The organism is Hymenobacter coccineus (genome assembly GCF_001816125.1).
In the GTDB taxonomy this organism is placed as follows: domain Bacteria; phylum Bacteroidota; class Bacteroidia; order Cytophagales; family Hymenobacteraceae; genus Hymenobacter; species Hymenobacter coccineus.
The window spans coordinates 1-20,937 of record NZ_MDZA01000445.1; the positions used below are offsets into that span (position 1 = coordinate 1).

15 protein-coding genes are annotated in these 20,937 nt (G+C 66.5%); 5 read left to right on the forward strand and 10 right to left on the reverse strand.

Annotation, left to right across the window (positions count from 1 at the left end; all coding sequences use genetic code 11):
• Positions 1-189 precede the first annotated feature (189 nt).
• The gene (locus BEN49_RS23495; RefSeq protein ID WP_070747176.1) at positions 190-990 is read right to left on the reverse strand and encodes a hypothetical protein; all 801 of its coding nucleotides are present in this window, start codon (positions 988-990) and stop codon (positions 190-192) included.
• 236 nt (positions 991-1,226) lie between these two features.
• Here BEN49_RS23495 and BEN49_RS26405 point away from each other — a divergent pair, with 236 nt between their 5' ends.
• Both BEN49_RS26405 and BEN49_RS23505 read left to right on the forward strand, forming a co-directional pair.
• On the forward strand, positions 1,227-1,499 hold the full coding sequence (locus BEN49_RS26405) for a hypothetical protein (RefSeq protein ID WP_070747178.1): 273 nt from the start codon (positions 1,227-1,229) through the stop codon (positions 1,497-1,499).
• Between the two features lie 203 nt (positions 1,500-1,702).
• A complete protein-coding gene (locus BEN49_RS23505; protein WP_239692079.1) occupies positions 1,703-3,454 on the forward strand; it encodes a glycoside hydrolase family 10-like protein in 1,752 nt (583 codons plus the stop codon).
• Positions 3,455-3,626: 172 nt separating this feature from the next.
• On the opposite strand, the gene BEN49_RS23510 is transcribed toward BEN49_RS23505, so the two are convergent.
• The 3 genes from BEN49_RS23510 to BEN49_RS23520 are packed head-to-tail and all read right to left on the reverse strand — an operon-like array spanning position 3,627 to position 9,672.
• Positions 3,627-4,907: a hypothetical protein gene (locus BEN49_RS23510; protein ID WP_070747181.1), complete on the reverse strand. Its 1,281-nt coding sequence runs from the start codon at positions 4,905-4,907 to the stop codon at positions 3,627-3,629.
• Between the two features lie 29 nt (positions 4,908-4,936).
• A complete protein-coding gene (locus tag BEN49_RS23515) occupies positions 4,937-6,484 on the reverse strand; it encodes a SusD/RagB family nutrient-binding outer membrane lipoprotein (protein WP_070747183.1) in 1,548 nt (515 codons plus the stop codon).
• 26 nt (positions 6,485-6,510) lie between these two features.
• A complete protein-coding gene (locus tag BEN49_RS23520) occupies positions 6,511-9,672 on the reverse strand; it encodes a SusC/RagA family TonB-linked outer membrane protein (protein WP_070747184.1) in 3,162 nt (1,053 codons plus the stop codon).
• A gap of 398 nt (positions 9,673-10,070) precedes the next feature.
• Here BEN49_RS23520 and BEN49_RS23525 point away from each other — a divergent pair, with 398 nt between their 5' ends.
• Both BEN49_RS23525 and proC read left to right on the forward strand, forming a co-directional pair.
• The gene (locus BEN49_RS23525; RefSeq protein WP_070747186.1) at positions 10,071-11,252 is read left to right on the forward strand and encodes an acyltransferase family protein; all 1,182 of its coding nucleotides are present in this window, start codon (positions 10,071-10,073) and stop codon (positions 11,250-11,252) included.
• A gap of 139 nt (positions 11,253-11,391) precedes the next feature.
• The gene (gene proC, locus BEN49_RS23530) at positions 11,392-12,192 is read left to right on the forward strand and encodes a pyrroline-5-carboxylate reductase (protein WP_070747188.1); all 801 of its coding nucleotides are present in this window, start codon (positions 11,392-11,394) and stop codon (positions 12,190-12,192) included.
• A 134-nt stretch (positions 12,193-12,326) separates the two neighbouring features.
• On the opposite strand, the gene BEN49_RS23535 is transcribed toward proC, so the two are convergent.
• Together BEN49_RS23535 and BEN49_RS23540 are read right to left on the reverse strand one after the other, a co-directional pair.
• On the reverse strand, positions 12,327-12,914 hold the full coding sequence (locus BEN49_RS23535) for an REP-associated tyrosine transposase (protein WP_070747190.1): 588 nt from the start codon (positions 12,912-12,914) through the stop codon (positions 12,327-12,329).
• Positions 12,915-13,046: 132 nt separating this feature from the next.
• Positions 13,047-14,672 carry a 3-(methylthio)propionyl-CoA ligase gene (locus BEN49_RS23540; protein ID WP_070747192.1) on the reverse strand — a complete coding sequence of 542 codons (1,626 nt, stop codon included), beginning with the start codon at positions 14,670-14,672 and terminating at the stop codon, positions 13,047-13,049.
• A gap of 135 nt (positions 14,673-14,807) precedes the next feature.
• Between BEN49_RS23540 and BEN49_RS27330 the strand changes: the two genes are divergently transcribed.
• Complete coding sequence (locus BEN49_RS27330; protein ID WP_125917178.1) at positions 14,808-15,170, forward strand: hypothetical protein; 363 nt, start codon at positions 14,808-14,810, stop codon at positions 15,168-15,170.
• Between the two features lie 88 nt (positions 15,171-15,258).
• On the opposite strand, the gene BEN49_RS23545 is transcribed toward BEN49_RS27330, so the two are convergent.
• The 4 genes from BEN49_RS23545 to BEN49_RS23560 all read right to left on the reverse strand — a co-directional run bounded on the left by BEN49_RS23545 (position 15,259) and on the right by BEN49_RS23560 (position 20,731).
• Positions 15,259-15,621, reverse strand: coding sequence for a hypothetical protein (locus tag BEN49_RS23545; RefSeq protein ID WP_070747194.1), 363 nt, complete (start codon positions 15,619-15,621; stop codon positions 15,259-15,261).
• Between the two features lie 146 nt (positions 15,622-15,767).
• Positions 15,768-15,980 carry a hypothetical protein gene (locus tag BEN49_RS23550; RefSeq protein ID WP_070747195.1) on the reverse strand — a complete coding sequence of 71 codons (213 nt, stop codon included), beginning with the start codon at positions 15,978-15,980 and terminating at the stop codon, positions 15,768-15,770.
• A 204-nt stretch (positions 15,981-16,184) separates the two neighbouring features.
• Positions 16,185-19,295 carry a serine hydrolase domain-containing protein gene (locus BEN49_RS23555; protein ID WP_070747197.1) on the reverse strand — a complete coding sequence of 1,037 codons (3,111 nt, stop codon included), beginning with the start codon at positions 19,293-19,295 and terminating at the stop codon, positions 16,185-16,187.
• A 161-nt stretch (positions 19,296-19,456) separates the two neighbouring features.
• Positions 19,457-20,731 (reverse strand): T9SS type A sorting domain-containing protein, encoded by a 1,275-nt coding sequence (locus BEN49_RS23560; RefSeq protein ID WP_158023063.1) that lies wholly within the window; start codon positions 20,729-20,731, stop codon positions 19,457-19,459.
• Positions 20,732-20,937: the final 206 nt, after the last annotated feature.

Consider the following 20,937-nt stretch of genomic DNA (forward strand, 5'->3'; position numbering starts at 1 on the left):
GCGGCCGGGGCCGGTACCAGGGCTCGGCGTTGCAGCTCGGCCACGGCGGCGCCCCCACGGCGGGCGGGTAGCGGGCGGCGTTTTGGGCCAGGTAAAAAAGCTCGGCGTCGGGCCGCTCGGCAAAGTGGGCCAGGGCGCGGGCAGTGCCGGCGTCGGGCGCGGCGGGGGCGTCTTCCATCGGGCCAGCGGCTACATTGCCTTGATTACCACGCGCTTGTAGGGCTGCCCCGACACCGGCGACACCGGCACGAGGCCCCCCACGGCATCCTGCACGTCCAGGGTGCGGTTCACGATTTCCTTGTCGCCGCGGAACCGGTCTTCGGGCAGCAGGTCGGGCAGGTCGGTGAGGATGTGCTGCTGGCCGCTGGCGGCCTCTCCCATGCGCTTCACCTGGGCTTGCAGCGTGGGGCCGAAGCTGTAACCGTACATAGTGGCGCGGTTCCAGGCCTGCCAGGCTTCGCGCACCAGCCGGGCCTGGTCGGCAAATTCGGGGCCCGTTTTACCGGTTTCGGCTAGGCCGGTAAGGTACTCGGTCTGGGTTTCGGCGGTCCAGAACCGCTTGGCCAGCTCGCGGAACTGGCGCATTTTCTGGGCGTCGGCCTGCTCGGCGGCGGGCACCGCGCGCAGCTGCTGGGCAATGGTGCGCGCCACCGCCGCGTCGTAGTTGGGAATGGCGTGGGTGGCGGCCTCCACGAGCTTAGGCGGGGGCAAGCGGCGCTTGGCTTCGAGGCGGGCCTGGGCGGCGGCGGTTTCGGCGTCGCTATTTTGCTTCAGCCAGTAGGTGCCGCCGCCCAGCACCAGCAGGCCCAGGCCTAAAGCCACGGGCTTGAGCCAGGCGCGGGGCGCATCGTCGGTATCGGCAGCCGCGGCGGGGGCCCCAGCAGTGGGCGCGGGGGCCCCAGGCAGCGCCACGCCGCGGCGGCGCAGCTCTGAGGCAGCCCCGGCCACCAGCTCGGGGGCGTACTGGCCGGGGTTCTCAACGAAAAACAACAGTTCAGCGTCGGTTTTTGCGAATAGAAATCGGGAGCAGTAGCAGCCACGGAAATACGGTTTGGATGAAGCAAGGGAGTGGAAACGGGCGCGCCGCACCAGCCGCTGGGGCCCCGGCGCGGCAACGCCGCCCCAAGTTCGGGCGCCGCGCCCATAACCGCGGCCGCACGCCGCCGTAAGTACAGGCACGCAGCCGCTGGCCGCGGCTTTTCTGCCTCACTTTTTCCTTCCCTCCCATGCCCGCTCCCGAGACCAACCCCACCGACCCCCGCCCCGACACCGCCACCACCGGGGGCCCCGCCACCAACCAGGGCACTGACAAAGACCAGAACGCCAGCGGCAACCCCGAAGCCGGCACCGCCGATGACGGCGCCATCCCCAGCAGCACCCAGGAAAACATGGGCGACGGCGCGGGCATCCGCGGCGACTACGGCGACGCCAGCCAAACCAACGGCCTCGAAGGGGGCCCCGACCAGCCCAAAACCGACACCGAACTGACGGGTTCCTGAGCAAAGAGGATAGTTTGCTAATAGAAATCACAAAAAAAGAACGTCAGGCCGTGCGCGGCCTGACGTTCTTTTTTTGTGATTTAGAAACAAGTGCAGGAAATGGCTGGCTTTCCGGCTCCTTTCGGGAAAGGCCCGCGGAGCGTCGTAATTTGCAGCCTTTCACTTTTTCTGCTGGAATGGTTGTAGTGTTGCGTCGCCCCGTTTTGCTTCTTCTTTTGCTGGTGAGCTGGTTGGGGGCCCGGGCCCAGGGCCCCGCCGATTCGCTGGCCACCCTGCCACCCAAGCGCGAGCTGCGCGGCTTCTGGATTGCCAGCGTCGAAAACATTGACTGGCCAACCACCCGCGGCGAATCCGCAGTGCAGTACCGCGCCGAATACCGCCGCCTGCTCGACGCCGGCCAGCGCGCGGGCCTGAATGCCGTATTTATGCAAATCCGGCCCGCGTCGGACGCCCTCTACAAATCGGACCTGGAGCCCTGGAGCAAGTGGCTCACCGGCCAGCAGGGCCGGGCCCCGGCCGGCGACCCCGACCCCCTCCCCTACCTCATCAGCGAGGCCCACAAGCGTGGCATGGAGTTCCACGCCTGGTTCAACCCCTACCGCGCCAGCCTCGATACTGTGACGCGCCGCTTCGGGGCCCTGCACCCGTACCGCACGCACCCTGAGTGGTTTATCTGGTACGGCAAGACGCTGCTCTACAATCCCGGCCTGCCAGCGGTGCGCGCCCACATCACCCGCGTTATCATGGACGTGGTGAAGCGCTACGACATCGACGCAGTGCACTTCGACGATTATTTTTACCCGTACCAAGAGCCGAAGCTGGTGTTTCACGACGAGGCCACGTTTGCCCAGCGGCCCGAGCAGGACATTGCCCGGCTCGACGACTGGCGGCGCAACAACGTCAATATCCTAATCCGCGACCTGCACGACAGCATTCGCACGGCCAAGCGGTGGGTGAAATTTGGCATCTCGCCGTTCGGCGTGTGGATGAACAAATCGGCCGACCCCAACGGCTCCGACACCCGCGCCGGGCAGCCCAGCTACTCGGCCCTGTACGCCGACACGCGCCTGTGGCTGCAAAAAGGCTGGATCGATTACGTGGTGCCGCAGCTGTACTGGAGCACCAATTTCCGGCTCGTGCCCTACGGCACCATGCTCGATTGGTGGACGCGCAACCGCTACGGGCGCCACCTCTACATCGGCCACGGCACCTACCGGATGCTCGAAAGCACCCGCTCCGACACCACCTGGCGCAACCCACGCGAGTTGCCCCGGCAGGTGCGCCTCAACCGCAGCTACGACGGCGACGTCAGCGGCAGCGTGTTTTTCTCAGCCAAGTCGCTGCGCGAAAACCCGCTGCACACCACCGATTCGCTGCGCCTGGACCTGTTTAGGGCCCCCGCCTTGGTGCCCACCATGCCGTGGCTGGACGCCACGCCGCCGCGCCCCGTGGCCGGCTTCGCCCTCACCCGGGCCGGCCGCGTCGCCACCATGAGCTGGCAGCCGGGGCCCCCGGCGGCCGACGGCGACGTGGCCGCCTACTACGTGCTCTACCGCTTCGGGCCCGGCGAGTACCCCACGCCCGACGACCCGCGCCACATCATCGCCCTGCCCCGCGCCACCGCCGGCCGCGGTGCCACGTTCATCGATACCACGGCCAAAGAGGGCCTCTCCTACGCCTACTACCTCACCGCCGTCGACCGCCTCCACAACGAGAGCCGCCCCGTAAACCTGCGCACCAACGGCCAGCTGCCCACCGAAATTGTCATGGCCTCCATGCCCGGCCTAGCCACTGCCCCCGCCGTGGTGCCCGCCGCCCCGGAGGCCTCCAACTTGAAATTTCCCAAGCTGGGGGCCCTGGACCCAGACGCAGAAGCCGCCGGCAATAAGTTCAAGGTCAAAAAGAAAACCAAGAAGCGCGGCTTTTTCGGCCGCCTGTTTGGCGGCGGGGACTGAATGTAGCGTGGACTCTGCGAGTCCGCGCGTTGGACGGTTTGCTTGGGGCTCCTACGCCGCAACCTCACCCCCGGCGGCGGTTTCTGTTCAATGAACACAGAACCTCTACCAATGCAAAAGGCCCTTCTCTTTGCAGAGAAGGGCCTTTTGCTTAGCCTGGGGCCCCGGCGGGCTACAGCGCCTTCACGCTGAAACTCACTGTCACATCAATGGTTGAGGTGCGGTTGATGCCCGTCACTTGCAGGGCTTCATACTGGTCGAGGCCGCGCAATTTTACCAGGATGACGTCGCCGACCACGATGTTGTCGAGGGTAGCGACTTGGGCGGTGGCGGCGGCAGTAACGGCGGCAGTGTAGGCCTGGCGCACGCTGGTGAGCGTGGCCGCCGTGTACACGGCGGTGTTCGAGCGCACGTAGCGGGTCGTATTCAAGGCCCTGAATTGCACGGCGTTGCTAGCCGTGCTGCTGATGGTGAGGTCCTTCGTCGTGACGGCTGAGGCGGCGGCGACTGGTGCGAACGTGGTGAGGTCGTAGGCGGCCAGGTCGCCACCGGTGGTGCTGGTGTAGGCCAGCGCGCCGGTGCGCACGGTGCTGCTAAAGGCGGTGGGCGCTACCACGGCCACACCGGTGGCAGCCGTGGCCGAGGTGCGGCGCGCGGGGGTCCTAACGGTGGCCTCGAAGCGGAACGTCACCGTTTGGCCGGCGCTGCCGATGGGCAGGGGCTCGTCCACGTTCAGGGTGGTGGCGGCGCCGGTGGCGGTGAGCTTGCGGCGGTCGATGCGGCGCTCGGCGGCCGTGCCCACCTTGGCGTACACGTTCAGGCTGTCGAGGTCTTTGTACAAGATGCCGGCGGTGGTGAACAACGCGGCCGTGTTGATGCCGCCCGCGTTCAGCGTCAGATTATAGCGCACCATGTCGCCGGGGGCGTTGCCGGTGGACGCGGTGCCGAGCGTCACGTTGGTGGGGCCCGAATTGATGGCCACGGTGGGCGTGGCCTCGGCCAAGCGGAAGTTGTTGCTCAGGTACTTGGTTTGGCCGTTTTGGGCATCTACGCGGGCGTCCACGCGCACATTGGCCTTGTTGGCGCCAGCGGGTACGGTGTAGTTCACCACCAGCGTATCGGCGTTTTTGCGCTTCGAAAAGGCCGGGGCGTAATTGATGGTTTGCACCACGGTCGAGTCGCGGCTGGGCTCGATTTTTTGCAGAATCACAATTTGCTTGAGGGGCGAGGTTTGCTGGGCAAACCGAATTTCAATCGGAATGACTTCGCCCGTGGCGACCTTGAGGTTGGTGGTCGCGCCCGAGCCCACTGGCAGCGTTAGTAGCGCGGCGAGCACCGTAGGGTACTGCCCGCCCACTTCGGTAAAGTAAGTGTCGATGTCTTTTTTACAGCCGCTGGCCAGGCCGGCCAGGGCCAGCGCCGCGCCCAGCAGCTTGGGAGAAATTTGTTTCATGGGAAGGAGAAGCTAAGTCCGTGGGGGCCCTATTTAGAGTCGAACCACATCGGGCGGGTGATGTAGTCGGCGTCGTTGCCGCCGATGCGGGCAATTTCGGCGGGGTTGTAGAGCACCTCGGTGGCGCCCGGCAGCAGGCGGCGCGGGTAGCGCAGGGTGGGGTCGGTTTTGCTGGCCAGCACGGGGTTGGCGTTCGTCGGGTAGGCGAAGTTGACGTAAATGCTGGGGTCAAAGTCGAGCCGGCGTAGGTCCGACCACGAGTCCGGGTTCAGGAACATGGCGATGTACTTCTGCTCCATGATGGGGCGCAGCGTGGTGAGGTCGGCCTCCGTTTGGGGCACGGCGGCGCTGGCCAGGTAGGCCGCAATCTGGGCCTCGGTGATGGCCGGGAGCGTGACGGCGGGCGGCGAGAACGTGCCGCCGGCGCTGATTTTCTTTATGTGCGCCCGAATACCTTCCTTGAGCGCCGCCAGGGCCCTAACCTTATTGCCGGCCCGAAACGCAGCTTCGGCCTCAATAAATTTCAGCTCGTGGTAGGTAATCACCTCAAAGTAGCCCGCCAGGTCGCGAGCGTACCAGCCGCCGTAGAAGTCGGTGATGGTGCTACCCGGCGTGAGGTTGGCGGTGGTGGTGGTGCCCACGCCGGGGTTGGCGCCCACGCTGGTGGTGGGGGCCATCACGCCGAAGCGCGGGTCCGTGACGCCCGGAAACGTGGTGCCGTTGAGGTACTTGATGAAGTTGGCCGAGAACGTGGCGGTGCCGAAGTTGGCCCGCGTGATGCCAAAAATGTTGGTCGTGTTCACAATCGGCGACACCGCCGTTTGGAATTGCAGCTGCGCATCGTCGGCCGACGATTTGAACGCCTTATCGCACAAAGCCAGCACGGCAGCGGGGTCGTAGGTCGATTTTTTGGTGAGGTGCTGAGCCTCGCGCGCCTTCAGGGCGTAGGCCATTTGCACCCACCGGGTGGTGTTGCCCTTGTAGAGGATGTCGCCGCTCTCGCTGGGCGAGGTGGCGTACAGCGGCCGCACGTTCTGGCCGGCGTCCTTGCTCATCTGGGCAATGCCGTCGTCGAGCAGCCGGTTGACGGTGGCGTAGATGTCCTGCTGCGGGTCGTAGCGGGGCGTGTAGTTGGCCCCGCCCTGGTAGGCTTCTGTGAAGGGCACGTCGCCGAGCATGTCGGTGGCGTGGGCCAGAATCAGGGCCTGCATGATTTCGCCGGCCCCCACGTAGTAGGCCGAGCCCTCGGCCTGGGCCGCCGCCTGCATCCCTGGGATGTTGCCGCCCGACTGGAAGTAGGAGTAGTTGAACGTGTTGGTGCTCTGGGCGTTGGTCAGGAAGTAGCCATCAATGGCCAGGTTGGCAGTGCGGCCCACCACGTACTGCGTAATGTAGGGCGTGCGCAGGGCCGTAAACATCTGCGTCTGGATGCCGTTGGAAATGATGCCCGGCAGGATGAAGTTCGGCGTCGAAGTGGTGGGGTTGTTGGGGTTGGTGTTCACGTCGAGGTACTTCTCGCAGCCGCCGAGGGCCCCCGCCCCCAGCAGCAAGCCCAGCCCAAATAGGTAATTTTTCATCGTCGATAGCTAAAGGAAAGGTTCGCTTAGAAAGTCACGCGCACGGCCATGTCCACGCCGCGGGTGGCGGGCACGTTGCCGTAGTCGATGCCGCCCGAGCCGCCGCCGCGCACGCCGGCGCCCGAGGAAGCCGTTTCGGGGTCGGCGCCGCTGTACTTGGTGAACAGCACCAGGTTGCGGCCGGTCACGCTCAGGTCCACTCCTTTCAGGAACGACGAGGCGCCGCCCAGCCAGCGCACCGGCAGGCCGTAGCTCAGGGCCACGTAGCGCAGGCGGGCCCACGAGCCATCCTCCACGAAGGCGGTGCCGGCGCGGGCCAGCACGTTCTGGTAGTAGCTCTGGGTCAGCTCGGTGGGGCGGGCGTTGGGGGCGTAGGTCACGGTGCCGTCGGGGTTGGTGGTCGACGTTACGCCACTGAACACCACCTGCTTGTAGCGGTCGGCGGTGCGCACCGAGGTGCCCACGCCGGTCTGGTACCAGTCGTTGCCGTTCACCACCACGCCGCCCACCCGGAAGTCGAGCAGGCTGGTCAGGCTCAGGCCTTTGTAAGTGAACGTGTTGGTGAGCTGCGTGGTGAAGCGCGGGGCCCTATTGCCAGCGTAGATGAAGGCCGTGCTAACCGACGGCAGGCCGGTGGCGCCGATGATCATCTGGCCGTAGTATTGGCTGTTGGGGTCAGTCACGCGCACGAAGTCGGTGGCGGCCAGGCCCGAAATGGCCTTGCCCGGGAAGGCGCCGCCCTCGTGCACGTCGGTAATGAACGTGTCGGACTGGTACACCACCGTGAGCGGCGAGGGCAGCGATTCCACGTTGTTGGTGTTGTGGTAGAAGTTGGCAATCACGTCCCAGTTGAAGCCGTTCGCGTTGCGGATGGGCGAGCCCGTGAGGCTGATTTCCAGCCCTTTGTTCGTCACAATGCCGCCGTTGATGTACTGCAAAATGAAGCCCGACGCCTGGCTCACGCGCGGGGCGATGAGCTGGTCCCGGGTGCGCGAGTAATAGTAGTTCAGGTCCAGGCCCAGGCGGTTTTTCAGGAACTGCACGTTGGCGCCCACCTCGTAGGTGCGGGTGCGCTCGGGCTTCAGGTTGGGGTTCGAGCCGAAGAAGTCGTTGCGGAAGCCGCCGCCGATGTAGGTGTTCTGCGTCAGGGCCGAGAGCACGCGGTAGGGCCCCGTATCCTTGCCTACTTCGGCCACTGAGGCGCGGATCTTGCCGTAGTTCAGGATGTTGCTCTGCTCCAGGCCCAGCATTTTGGTAAACTCGTAGCCCAGGCCGGCCGAGCCGTAGAGGAAGCCCTTGCCGTAAATCTTGCTTTCGTCGGGCCGCGGCAGCGTGGAGGACTTGTCGTAGCGGGCCTGCAATTCGAGGAACAGCTGGTCGTAAATCGTGGTGCTCAGGCGGGCGAACGTGCCGATAAGGTGGCGCGTGGCGTCGCGCTGCAGGGCCCCCCGGTTCACGGTGTTGTTGAGGCCGATGAAATTGGGGTTCTGGAAAATCAGGCCGATGTAGTCCACCGCCCGGTCCTTATTCTCCTCAATCGTGTTGCCCACCACCAGCGAGGTGCCCACGTGGGGCCCAAAATCGTGGGTGAGGGTGGCCAGCGTGGTGGCCGTAATCAGCCGGAACTGGTCCACGGTTTGGGCAATGCCGCCGTTCTGGTTGCCCACCTGCGAGGTGCCGTACCCCCGCACCGAGGTAGTGGTGGTGGTGTAGAAGTCCGACCCGATGTTGTGGCTCAGCGTGAGCCACTTGGTGGGCGAAAAGGTGAGCTGCACGTTGCCGATGAAGCGGTTGGTGCCCTCGCTCTGGGGGTTTTTCTCGCTGGACCAGTACGGGTTGTCGGCGTCGGCGTCGGTGCCGTTGCCCACGGCCAGCAGGCGGCGGCGGCTGCCGTCGGGGTTGAGGTAGTTGCGGGCGTCGTCGCCGCGTGGCCAGTTCAGCAGGCTCAGCAAAAAGCCGCCCGACGAGCCAAACAGCCCGGGGCCCTGCAACGGCCGCACGCTGGCCGTGCCCAGGTACTGGGCCGAGCCGGTCACGCTCAGCTTGGGCGAAATGGTGGCCGAGCCCGAGAGGCGCACCGTGGTTTTGTCGTACGAGCTGTTGGGCACCACGCCGTTCTGGTGCAGGTTGGAGGCCGAGGCGAAAAACGACGACTTGTCGGAGCCGGCCGACAGGTTCAGGAAGTTCTGGAAGGTGGTGCTCTTCTGGAAAAAGTCGCCCACGTTGTCGTACACCGACTGGTTCGCTGCGAAGGCCCCCCCCCACGACTGCCGGGTGGTACCGTCGAAAATGCCGTTGGTGCCCTGCCCGTACTGGCCCTGCATGCTGGGCAGGCGGTTCACCTGGTCCACCGATACCTGGCTGCGGTAGTTGAGGGTGGTGCGGCCAGCCGAGCCTTTTTTGGTCGTAATCACCACCGCACCGTTGGCCGCGCGCAGGCCGTAGAGGGCGGCCGCGGCGGGGCCCTTTAGCACGGTCATGCTGGCAATGTCCTCGGGGTTGAGGTCGCCGGCGCGGTTCGAGGCGCCCACCGAGCGGCCCAACAGGCCGTTGAAAGCGGAGCCCCCGCCGGGCGCCGTACTTTCCTGGAACGAGCTGTTGTCCATGATCATGCCGTCGATTACGAACAGCGGCTGGTTGTCGCCGTCGAGCGAGGTGCCGCCGCGGATAACGATGGCCGCCCCTTCGCCCGGGGCCCCGCCCGAGGAGGTGATGCTTACGCCCGCCACCTTGCCTTGCAGGGCGTTCACCACGTTGGTTTGGCGCGAGTCGATTAGGTCTTTGCCCTGCACTTCCTGCACGGCCGTCACGAGCGTGCGCTTGTCCTGCTTGATGTTGTAGGCCGTCACCACCACCTCGTCGAGGCCGTTGGCGTCGGCGGCCAGGGCCACGTCGAGGTTGTCGGTAGTGGCCGGGCGCTCCACCGATTTGTAGCCCACGAAGCTGAACACCAGCGTGGCGCCATCGGGCACGTTGGCCAGCGAGTAGCGGCCGTCGGCGTTGGTGGCGGTGCCCTGGTTGGTGCCCTTCACCAGCACGTTGACGCCGGGAATGGCCAGCCGGTCGACGGAGCCCAGCACGGTGCCGGTTACGGTGCGGCTAGCAGGGGCCGTGGTTTGGGCCCGGGCGCCGGGGGCCAGCGCGGCCTCCGCCGCCAGTAGGAATCCCGCTAAGTAAAGTTGTTTCATAGCAGCAGCTTAAGGGTTGGAAATGAAAGGATAGTAGCAAAAACTGGGGCCCCGGTAGGGCTCATCCCAGCCGAGGGGGCCCACCGTACCGGGCAAAAGTTGTGCGCCGGGCCCCGGGGCAAATGTTTTTATTCACACTGAAAGCGCTAAGATTACAAAACATTCGGAGAATGTGATTTTAGTGAATTGAAATTGTTCAAAATTTATGCGGTTTTTATCAGGCACAATTCAATTAATTGTCAGGCCGTCATGCTGAGCGCAGCCGAAGCATCTCTCCCGCAGCAGCAATCCAATCGATTGATTCGGTCAGCGGGAGAGATGCTTCGACTGCGCTCAGCATGACGTTTTAAATCGCTTCCCACCCGCCTCAAAACTCCCGCTCCCCACCCGCTCTCCCCATGCGCGCCACCACCCAAGCCGCCCTCGATACCACCGGGGCCCTGCCCCTGGCCGAAGCCTCGCAGCCCGGCCGCCTCATCAGCCTCGACGTGTTCCGCGGCCTCACCGTAATGGCCATGACGCTGGTGAACAACCCCGGCGACTGGGGCCACATCTACCCGCCACTGGAGCACGCCGAATGGAACGGCTGCACGCCCACAGACCTCATCTTCCCGTTTTTCCTGTTCATCGTGGGCGTGAGTTTGGTGTACGCCCTCGACGGGGCCAAGCGCCGCGGCGACGCCCGGGGGCCCCTGGTAGCGCGGGTGGCGCGGCGGGCGGCGCTGCTGTTTGGGCTAGGCGTGCTCACGTCGCTCTACCCGCACTTCGATTTCTCAGAGGTGCGCATCCTGGGCGTGTTGCAGCGCACGGGGCTGGTATTTTTTGGGTGCAGCGTGATTTTCCTCTACACCAACTGGCGCGCCCAGCTGGCCATATTAGGGGCCCTGCTAATGGGCTACGCGGTGCTGCTGCAAGTGGTGCCGGTGCCCGGCGTAGGCCCCGCCAGCCTGGCGCCCGAAGCCAACCTGGAGGCCTGGCTCGACCGCCTCGTCATCACCATCCCGCACCTCTGGAAATCGTCGCGCACCTGGGACCCCGAGGGCTTGCTGGGCACGCTGCCGGCCTTGGGCACGGGCCTGCTGGGGGCCCTGGCCGGCCAGTGGCTGCGCCGCCCGGCCCCTGAGCCGGTCACCAAAGTGGCCTGGCTGTTCGGGGCGGCGGGCGCGGCCATTGTGCTGGGCCTCGTCTGGAACGGCTGGTTTCCCATCAACAAAGCGCTGTGGACCAGCTCCTACGTGCTGTTTGCCGGGGGCCTGGCCCTGGCCATGCTGGCGGCCCTGTACTGGCTGTGCGACGTGCAGGGCTACCGCCGCTTCACCACCCCAGCCATGGACTACGGCGTGAACGCCGTCACGGTGTTCTTCCTCTCGGCCATCCTCTCGCGCACGTTCGGGCTGTTTCAGCTAACGGGGCCCCAGGGCAACCAACTGGGCTTCAGCGATTGGCTGTACCGCTGGGGCATCGCGCCGCTGTTCCAGGACCCGCGCAATGCCTCGCTCGCCGGGGCCCTCACGCTGGTCGTCATCTGGTGGGGCATCCTGCACCTGATGCGCAAGCGGGGCGTGATTGTGAAGGTGTAGGGCCCCGGGGTAGCGCAAGGGCCGGCGCAGTGGCGCATCTTTGCGGCTCCGGACTGGAAAGCAGGCTTACACGGTTTTTCGGCAAGTCACTCAGGCCCAAGGCGCAAGCTGCGTCGCTACCCCTGCAATACTTTATTCCATGAAAATTCTCATCATCGGCGGCGGCAACATGGGCCTCACCTACGCCCGCAGCTTCGTGCGCGCCCACATCACCTCGCGGCTCGATTTGCGGCTGCTGGCCCGCTCGCCCGAGCGGGTGGGGGCCCTGGCGGCCCACGAAATCGGTACGGTGTGGGGCACGCCCGAGGAGTGCGTGCCCGGCGCCAGCATCATCATCCTGGCCGTGAAGCCGCAGGACTCCGGGGCCCTGTTTGCGCGGCTGGCGGGGCTGGTGCAGCCCGAACAGGTGGTGCTCAGCATCATGGCGGGCGTGACGGTGGCCACGCTGCGGCAGGCGCTGGGCACGCCCAAAATCATCCGGGCCATGCCCAACCTGCCCGCCCAAATCGGGATGGGCATGACGGCCTTCACCAGCACCGACGAGGTAAGCCGCGCCGAGCTGGTGCAGGTGCAAAACCTGCTAAGTACCACCGGCAAAACCATTTACGTGGAAAACGAGGCCGCCATCGACGCCAGCACGGCTATTTCGGGCAGCGGCCCGGCCTACGTGTACTACTGCATGGACGCCCTGATGGCAGCGGCCGTCCAAATGGGCTTCGCCCCCGCCGAGGCCGAGCTGCTGGTGAGCCAGACCTTCCGCGGGGCCGTGGAATTGTACTCACAAGCCGGCCTGAGCTGCGCCGACTGGATTGCCAAAGTCTCCTCCAAAGGCGGCACCACCGAGGCGGCCATGCGCGCCTTTGGCACGGGCCAGGTGCGCGAGGGCCTGATTGCCGGCGCCGGCGCGGCGCGGGATAGGGCTGAGGAGCTAGGCCGGTAGCCCGTACCGCCAAGCTGTGCTTGGCCTTGCCCTGGGGCCCCAGGCACGGCCACTTCGCCCTCTTTTTTGAGAAGAACCAAAGTGCGTTTTGGGCCCCTGGGGCGAGGCCAAGCACAGCTTGGCGGTACACAACGCTACGGTTCGCGCCAATAACTATGGGGCCACTGTTGCCACTCCTGGGCCAAGCCGGCTTTGACCGGGTTGTTGAGCGTATAGGCGATGATAGCCATTAGCTCATGCGCATCGCGGACGCGATGGTCGGAGCTCTCGCGCTGCCAGACCTGGCCAGTGCTTTCGCGCAGCTGGTTGAGCTGCCGGGCGGTGTGGCTTTTGAGCCGCTGGAGGGTACAGGCCAGCGGCGCAATAGTTTCCAGCGGCAGATGCACTACCAGGTGCACATGGTTGGGCATTATGCAATAAGCCAGCAACTCGTAGCCCGGGCCATCCAAAAAGTGCAGGGCGGCCCGCACAATAGCCGCTTCGGCGGAGTTGGTAAGGTAGCAGGGGCCCTGGCTGGCACGGTCAAGCACCGCATCAAAAGCCCCGAAAAAGCGCTTGCCAGCATCGGGCACAGTGGGCTCTTGCTTGCGTAAGGCACGCTCCTCCAACAGCCGCGCTACCGTTTCGCGGGGCAACGAGCCCGCAAGACGGAACGTGACGAAATACGACGCACCCGGACCGAGCTGGTGCGGCAAACGGCGTTGGTAATGCGTCAGCTCCATGCGTTCAACGTGCTGTATTACCAAGCTGTGCTCGGCCTTGTTCCAGATTTTTCCAGCGAATGGCTTTACAAGAACTCCTGCTTGCCTTGGGGGCCCTGGGGCAAGGCCAAGCACAGCTTGGCGGTACAGTCTCTACGGCACTTCGTAGCCCGCGAAGTCTTTGCGGAGCTGGGTTTTGAGGAGCTTGCCGGTGGCGGTGTGGGGCAGCTGGTCCACAAACTCCACCGCGTCGGGCTCCCAGAACCGGGCCACTTTGCCTTCGAAAAAGGCCAGTAATTCTTCGGCTGATACCTCGTGGCTCGGACGACGCACCACTATTAGCAGCGGACGCTCGGCCCACTTGCGGCTGGCCACGCCGATAACGGCGGCCTCGGCCACGGCGGGGTGGCCCACGGCCAGGTTTTCCAGCTCGATGCTCGAAATCCACTCACCGCCCGACTTGATGACGTCCTTCGAGCGGTCGGTAATTTGCATGAAGCCGGCGGCGTCGATGGTGGCCACGTCGCCGGTACGGAACCAGCCGTCGGCGGTGAGGTGGCCAGGGTTGGGGTCGCCGTAGTAGTCGCCCACCACCCAGGGGCCCCGCACCAGCAAGTCGCCGAAGGCCACGCCGTCGTGGGGCAGAGCCTGGCCGGCGTCGTCCACAATCTTCATGTCCACCCCAAACAGCACGCGACCCTGCTTTTGCAGCACCGCCTTTTGGTCGGCTAGCGGCAGCGCCAACTGATTGGCTTTGAGCACCCCAGCGGTGCCGAGCGGGCTGGTTTCCGTCATGCCCCAGGCGTGGCGGATGGTGACGCCCAACTCGCTTTCGAAGGCTTCCATCAGGGCCGGTGGGCAGGCCGAGCCGCCCACCACGGTGCGCTTCAGGGTGCTGAAGCGGTGGCCGCTCTGGCGCATGAACTGCAACAGCCCCAGCCAGATGGTGGGCACCCCGGCCGAGAAGGTAACCTTCTCGCTTTCAAACAGCTCGAACAAGCTGGCACCATCTAGGCCGGGGCCCGGCAGCACCAGCTTGGCCCCGTTGAGGGGCGCCATGTAGGGGAAGCCCCAGGCGTTGACGTGGAACATGGGCACCACGGGCAGCACCACGTCGAGGGCCGAGCAGCCCAGGGCATCGGGCAGCGAAATGGCCAGCGCGTGCAGCACCGTGGAGCGGTGCGAGTAGAGCACGCCCTTGGGCTGGTCGGTGGTGCCGGAGGTGTAGCAGAGCGAGCAGGCGGTGTTCTCGTCGAACGTGGGCCACTCGTAATCAGCCATTTCGGGAGCCAGCAGGGCCTCGTAGCTGCGCAGGCCGGGCAGCGTGGTGGTGGCCGGCAGGTGCTCGGGGCCCGCCAGCAAAATCCATTCCTCGACGTGCGGGCAGTGCGGGGCCAGCTTCTCGGCGAGCGGCAAAAACGTTGAATCGAAGAAAATTACCCGGTCGCGGGCGTGGTTGATGATGTAGACCAGCTGCTCGGCAAACAGGCGCGGGTTGATGGTGTGGCACACGGCCCCGATGCCGGCCACGCCGTAGTACAATTCGAAGTGGCGGTGGGTGTTCCAGGCCAGGGTGCCCACCCGGTCGCCCGGCTGCACGCCCAGGCGCCCCAGGGCCCCGGCCAGGCGGCGGGCGCGGGCATCGGCGGCGGCGTAGGTGTAGCGGAAAAGGCCGCCCTCGGGCAGGCGCGACACAATTTCGGTGTCGGCGTGCCACTTGGCGGCGTGTTCGAGCAGGGCGGCTACGCGCAGCGGCGCGTGCATCATGAGGCCTAACATAAGCAGGAGCGGGTGGGGTGGGAACGGGTCCGGAAGATAGCCACGCGCCGCGCGTTTGGGGGCCCACGCCAACCTTACTTCGGCGCTTTCGTTGAAGCGGGGGCCCCGGCCCTCTGCTGCCCCACGTTTTCGTAAATGCCCCTGCCCTACCCTTCGGCTTATTTCCTGGAAATCAGCTACCAACCGTACAACGACATCCTGGTGGGCCGCTGGCTGCGGCCCGTGACGGAAGCCGAGGCCCGGCAGGGCTACGACGACCTGCTGGCCGCCGCCCAGCCGCACCAGGCCCGCTACTGGCTGCTCGACATCCGGCGGCGGCACCGCAGCGCGCCAGCCACGCTTGCCTGGCTGCTGGGCACCTACTACAACCAGCTAGTGCGCACGTTGGGGCCCCGGTGTGCATGGTGTACTTCATGGCGCCCGACCTGCGCGAAGAATTTATGCAGGACGGCGCCGTGCCCGAGCCGCATACCTACGACGGCCACCCCTTCCGCATGAACCAAACCATCACCGAAACCGACGCTGTGGCCTGGCTCCAAGCCGAGCAGAAAATTGGGTAGCCCTTGGGGCCCCGGGACGCAGCCCGCTACGCGAGCGGTGGCGCTTGGCGCAGCAAGTGGCGCCGGACGAAAAAGCGGGCCCCAAATACCGTGGCCAGGCAGAAAAGCGTGGTGGCCGGCAGGGCCCGCTGGGCTGGCAACACCCATAGTATCAACGCGCCCAGCACCAACAAGGCCCCCATTGCCCAAGCGTAGTACGTGCGCACCAGCCGTTTCCAGTCGGCGTCTGATACCCTGGCGGCCACGTCGGCCGGCAGTCCCCGCGTCCAACGGCGGAACAGAGCGCTGTCGGTGCGGGCCGGTGGGTTGGCCATCAGCACGGCGGCGACGACCGTCCCGGTTCCAACCAAAGCCAGGGCAAAATCGGACATTTCGGCGGCGGCAAGCATGAGCAGCGGGGCAATGGATCAAGAGATGCTCAAATGTAGGCGCCGCCCAGCAAATTGACACTAAAACCTTGGCCACCGGGACCCCACAGGTTCAATGCGCGCTCAAATCAACCGGCTAGCATAAACCCCTAGGGGCCCCGGGCCGCCTACGCCAGCCGCGCCTGGCGCAGCAAGTAGCGCCGGACGAAAAAGCGCGCCGCCACCTGCACCAACAAACCGAAAAGGATGACGAAGGGAAAAGCCAGCCGCTGGGGCCCAACCACCCCCACCGCCGCGCCTATGGCCAGCACCGGCACCACCACGGCAAAGTAGGCGCGGACCAGCTTTCGCCAAACTTCGGGCGTGACCTGGGCCACCACGGCGGCGGGCAGGCCTTACGTCCAGCGGCGAAAAAGGGCGCTGTCGTCGCGGGCCGGGGGGTTGGCTATAAGCGTAGCAGCCAAGCCCACCCCCAAGAACTACAATGAACGAGGCCGTCAGGAGGTGGTCAGAGCTGAGTATGGGTGGGCGCAAAGAAGCGGAAGTCTTAAAAGCACGGCACTGGCCATCAGACCACCGGGGCCCTACGGGTTCAGCACGCTCTCGATGGCCACTTGCATGAGGCCGGTGCGCACGCCCACTTCCGATATTTTGCCGTTGCGCCGGGTGGGGTGCACGCGGTTGGAGAGGAACACGACCACGAGGCCGTACTGGGGCTCGACGTAGAAGGAGGTGCCCGTGTAGCCAGTGTGGCCGAAGGCGGCCGGCGACGAGCTTTTGGCGAAGTTCACGCTGGGGTCGGCCGCGGGGCGGTCGAAGGCCAGGGCCCGGCGGTTGTCGGGGCAAAACTGGCAGCGCGTCCAGTCGTCCAAGATCTTTTTATCGAAGAGCTGCTGGCCGCCGTACTGGCCGCCCCAGGCGTAGGTCTGCACGAGCTTGGCCACGTCGTTGGCGTTGCCGAACAGGCCGGCGTGGCCTGAGAAGCCGCCCAGCAAGGCCGCGCCCTCGTCGTGCACGGTGCCGTGCAGCAGCTGCCGGCGGAAAGTGGAGTCGTACTCGGTGGGCACAATGCGGGCCAGCGGGAAGCGCCGCGCCGGCCGGAAGCCCAGCGTGGTGGCCCCCAGCGGCCGGTACACCTCGCGCTGCAAAAAGTCCTCAAACGGCAGCCCCGACCGCGACCGCACCAGCTGCGGGTACAGCATGAACGACAAATCGGAGTACACGTAGCCGGGCTTTTCGTTGAGCGGCGAGGCCCCTATTTCCTGGTTGATGCGCGCCGGCAGGCCGCGACTGGCCCACAGGCCCCGGGCCACCAGCAGCGGGAACCGGGCCGACGAATCGGGGCGGAAGTAGCGGCGGCGCAGGGCCCCCTTCGAGTTGGTTAGCTCCTTCCAGAACGGAATGAACGCCTTAAGGCGGGCCTGGTGGGCCAGCACCTCGCGCATGTTCAGGTTGGCCTTATTAGTACCGCGCAAAAACGGGAAGTAATTACCCAACGTGCTGTCGGGACTGAACTTGCCTTCCTGTTGCAACCGCAGCAGCGCCGGCGTGGAGGCCAGCAGCTTCGTGAGCGAGGCCAGGTCGTAGAGGTCGCCGTCGGCCACCGGGCGGGGCACGCTCAGGGCCCCTGTGGGCGCGGCGGTTTCGAGGGAGCGGCGGCCCTTTTGCTTTTTCAGTACCGGCTCGGTGTCGGAGTAGCCGGCATAGGTGTGGTTGCCGTAGCTTTTGCGCAGCACCACGGTGCCGTTGCGGGCCACCACCACCTGGCAGCCGGGCACGGCCTGCACCGCCAGGGCCCGGCCCACGAGGCTGTCGATGCGCGCTTCGAGGCGGCCGTCGAGGCCCACGTCTTCGGCGTTGGCGTAGCGCAGGCGCAGGCCGCCTTCGGTTTTCAGGCCGAAGCCGCGCGGCAAGTTGTTGGCCACCGTGACGGGCAGCGTGCCCTGGGCCCCCACGCCGCCGAAGATGAGCTGGGCGGCCAGGCTCTGAGCGTCGGGGCTCTCCTGGTAGGCCAGCACCACGGCAGCGGCCCGGTCGAGGTCGCGCACTTTGGCCACGGCGTAGGCCGAGCCGAACACGCTGAGCACCAGCGTTTGCTGCTGGCCGGCCAGCTCGCGCAGCAGCAGGTTGTCTTCGGGTGTGATGCCGAAGTTGGTGGCCGGCAGGCGGCCCAGGCCTTGCAGGCTCACCAGCACCAGGTTGTAGGGTTTCAGGGCCGCGCGCAGGCGCACCAGCTCGTCGAGCGTGGGGTTGGCGGCGGCGTGGAAGTGGGCCGTGGGCACGTAGTCGGCCACCGCTATCTGAAAGGCCGTGGTGTCGCCTGGGGCCCCACCGAGCACCAGCGTGGCCACCCGCAGCGTGTCGAGGCGGCGCAGGGGCAGCAAGCTTTTCTGGTTGCGCAGCAGCGTGAGGCTCAGCTCGGTGAGGCGGTGGCTGAGGTAGCGGGCGTGTGGCGGGTTGAGGTCGGCCACCAGGTTTTTGAGGTCGATGGGCCGGTAGTGGTTCAGGCCGGACCACTGCTTGAGGGCCAGCACGCGGCGGCAATGCTGGTCGATTTCCTTTTGCGAAATCCGGCCGCTGTCCACAGCGGCGCGCACCATTTGCAAGGCCAGCGGCACGTTGCGGCTGAACTCGAGGATATCGTTGCCGGCTTGCAGGGCCCGCACGTCGGCCTCACCGGGCGGGTACTTGCTCGTCACGCCCTTCATGTTCATGGCGTCGGTGAAAATCAAGCCGTTGAAGCCCAGCTGGCCGCGCAGCATCCCGGTGATGACCGGGCGCGAGAGCGTGGTGGGCGTGCCCGTGGTATCGAGGGCCGGCACGTTGAGGTGGGCCACCATCATGCCGCCCAAGCCGTTGGCAATCAGGTTGCGGAAGGGCGGCAGTTCCAGCGAGTCGAGCCGGCGGCGGTCCACGCGCACCGTGGGCAGGGCCAGGTGCGAGTCCACGTCCACGTCGCCGTGGCCGGGGAAGTGCTTGGCCACGGCCAGCACGCCCGCGTCCTGCATGCCGCGCATGTACTGGCGGCTGGCGCGCGACACGGCGGCGGGGTTTTCGCCCCAGCTGCGGAAGCCGATGACGGGGTTGGCGGCGTTGTTGTTCACGTCGACCACCGGGGCGAAGTTGACGTGCATGCCCAGGCGCCGGAACTGCCGGGCCACCTCCGTACCCATGCCGTAGAGCAGGGCCGTGTCAGCCCCGGCCACCGCGCCCAGGCTCATCTGGTACGGGAATTTTTCGATGCTATCCAGCCGCATGCCCACGCCCCACTCACCGTCCAGGGCCACCAGCAGCGGCACCCGGGCCTGGGCCTGGTAGCGATTCAGCAACTTGGATTGCCGCACAGGGCCCCCCTGGAAGAAAATCAGCCCCCCGATGCCGTACTGCTGCACCAGCGCCGACACCGAATCCTCGTCAATCCGCTGGCGGTTCGAGTACGCGGCCACCATAAACAACTGCGCCACCCGCTGGTCGGGCGTGAGCACGCGCATCAGCGAATCGACCCAGGGCGAGTGCAGGTACTGCGTGAAGGCGGGCGCGACGGCGGCCGGTGCCTTGGGGCGGGGGCCCCGGGCAATGGCTTTGGGGCGAGTGGCGCGGTGCGTGGGCCGGGCCGAGCGGCGCTGGGCGGGGGCCAGCAACGGGGCCGCCAGCAACAGCAGCACCAGGAGACGTTGGGCGAGGATGGTGAACAAGGGCAAATATTTTTTCCGGTGAATGTACTACGCGCGGCGCGCCTCTCTCCGGCAGTGCCCAGGCCCGGGGCCCGGATACGCAAAAAGCCCCTGGCACAATGCCAGGGGCTTTTTAAAATTATCCGCCGGCTGCGCGGCTGGCGGGGGCCCCGGCGGGGCGGCTACTGGCGCAGCAGCGGCAGCGTGGCGTTCACGCCGCCGCCCTGCACCCGCACGAAGTACGTGCCGGTGGCCAGCGGCTGCACGTCGAGCGGCTGGGCCCCCGGCTGGTACTGGTAATGCTGCACCACACGGCCCGTGAGGTCGAGCACCTGCACGGTGTAGGTACCGGCGGGCAGGCGGGTCAGGTCCAGCGTTACCCGGCCGGTGGTGGGGTTCGGGAACAGGGCAACTGCCACGTTGGCCACCCGGCGGAACTGTACCGCCACGGGCTGGGCTAGGCTCCAGGCCCTGTTGTTGTCTACCTGCCGCAAGCGGTAGTAGAGCACGCTGCCCAGCGCGGCCGCGCCCGCATCGGTGTAGCGGTAGCTGGAGGCGGTGCTGGTGGTGCCGTGGCCCGGTAGGGCCCCAATCTTCTCAAACACCCGCCCGTCCAGCGAGCGTTCTACGTCGAAGTGGTGGTTGTTTACTTCCTGGGCCGTGCGCCAGCTCAGCAGCGCATCGGCCCCCACCGCCGTGGCATCGAACGCGGTCAGCACCACCGGCAGCGGCGCCACGATGGTTACCACATCGGGGGCGGTGCTGCTGGCGCTGGTGTAGGCCGTGCCCGCGGCCGTGGCCGTGGCCGTGACGCGGGTTGGGTTCAGGTAGGCCACGGCGGCATTTGAGGCGTAGGGCTGGTTGTTGACGGCTGCCGCCGCAATGCTGGCGGTGAACGTGAAGGCCACGCTGGCCCCGCCCGGCACGTTGAGGGCCTCATCGAGGGCGAAGGTGGGCGACGCACCGCCGGCGGCCGGCTCGGTGTAGTCGGTGCCCGCGGCCAGGGTTTTCTTGGTGCCATCGGCGTAGGTGAGCACGGCCGCCGTGGTGCTGGCGTAGGTAAACAGGCCAGCCCCGTTGGTGGCCATCGTCGGGGTGATACTGAGGCCCAGCGTGCCCCCGCCCGTGTTCGATGCCGTGAGCACATAGGTGGCCGGGCGCACCTCGTTCGTGTTCGTGCGCGTCACCTGGGGCGTGGTGGTTTGCAGCACAACGCTGAGCGTGGGCGCGCAGGTAGCGCCCCGGGGGCCGTTCGTTGGGGCGTTGGTGGCAGCCACGCCGTCCGTGGCACCCGTGCCGCCCGGGCCCGCCGCCACGGCGGCTACGCTGGCCAGGGCCCCTGCGCTGTACACGGCCCCGCCGCCACCACCGCCGCCGCTGTAGTTGGTAGTGCCACCCGCGCCGCCGTTGGCCTGCACCGTCAGGCCGCCGAGGCCGGAGGTGGCCGTCAGCACCACGGTACCGCCGGCGCGCCGCCGCCGCCGCCGGCTGTGCTGGTGGCCCCCTCGCTCAGGCCCGCCGAGCCATTGGCGGTGATGGTGGCCGTGCCGCTCACGGTGCCCGAGCTCAGAATGATGAGGCCCCCACCGAGGCCCCGCTGCTACTTATGGAGCTGGCCGTGTTGGTGGTGCCGGCACCGCCCCCACCGCCCAGGTACAACTGG

What these genes read in the sequence shown, in the direction of transcription:
- BEN49_RS23515 (WP_070747183.1), bottom strand. Translation starts at nt 6,484, where the DNA reads ATGAAAAATTACCTATTTGGGCTGGGCTTGCTGCTGGGGGCGGGGGCC.
- BEN49_RS23535 (WP_070747190.1), bottom strand. Translation starts at nt 12,914, where the DNA reads ATGGAGCTGACGCATTACCAACGCCGTTTGCCGCACCAGCTCGGTCCG.
- BEN49_RS26405 (WP_070747178.1), top strand. Translation starts at nt 1,227, where the DNA reads ATGCCCGCTCCCGAGACCAACCCCACCGACCCCCGCCCCGACACCGCC.
- BEN49_RS27330 (WP_125917178.1), top strand. Translation starts at nt 14,808, where the DNA reads ATGCCCCTGCCCTACCCTTCGGCTTATTTCCTGGAAATCAGCTACCAA.
- BEN49_RS23525 (WP_070747186.1), top strand. Translation starts at nt 10,071, where the DNA reads ATGCGCGCCACCACCCAAGCCGCCCTCGATACCACCGGGGCCCTGCCC.
- BEN49_RS23545 (WP_070747194.1), bottom strand. Translation starts at nt 15,621, where the DNA reads ATGCTTGCCGCCGCCGAAATGTCCGATTTTGCCCTGGCTTTGGTTGGA.
- BEN49_RS23520 (WP_070747184.1), bottom strand. Translation starts at nt 9,672, where the DNA reads ATGAAACAACTTTACTTAGCGGGATTCCTACTGGCGGCGGAGGCCGCG.
- BEN49_RS23510 (WP_070747181.1), bottom strand. Translation starts at nt 4,907, where the DNA reads ATGAAACAAATTTCTCCCAAGCTGCTGGGCGCGGCGCTGGCCCTGGCC.
- proC (WP_070747188.1), top strand. Translation starts at nt 11,392, where the DNA reads ATGAAAATTCTCATCATCGGCGGCGGCAACATGGGCCTCACCTACGCC.
- BEN49_RS23540 (WP_070747192.1), bottom strand. Translation starts at nt 14,672, where the DNA reads ATGTTAGGCCTCATGATGCACGCGCCGCTGCGCGTAGCCGCCCTGCTC.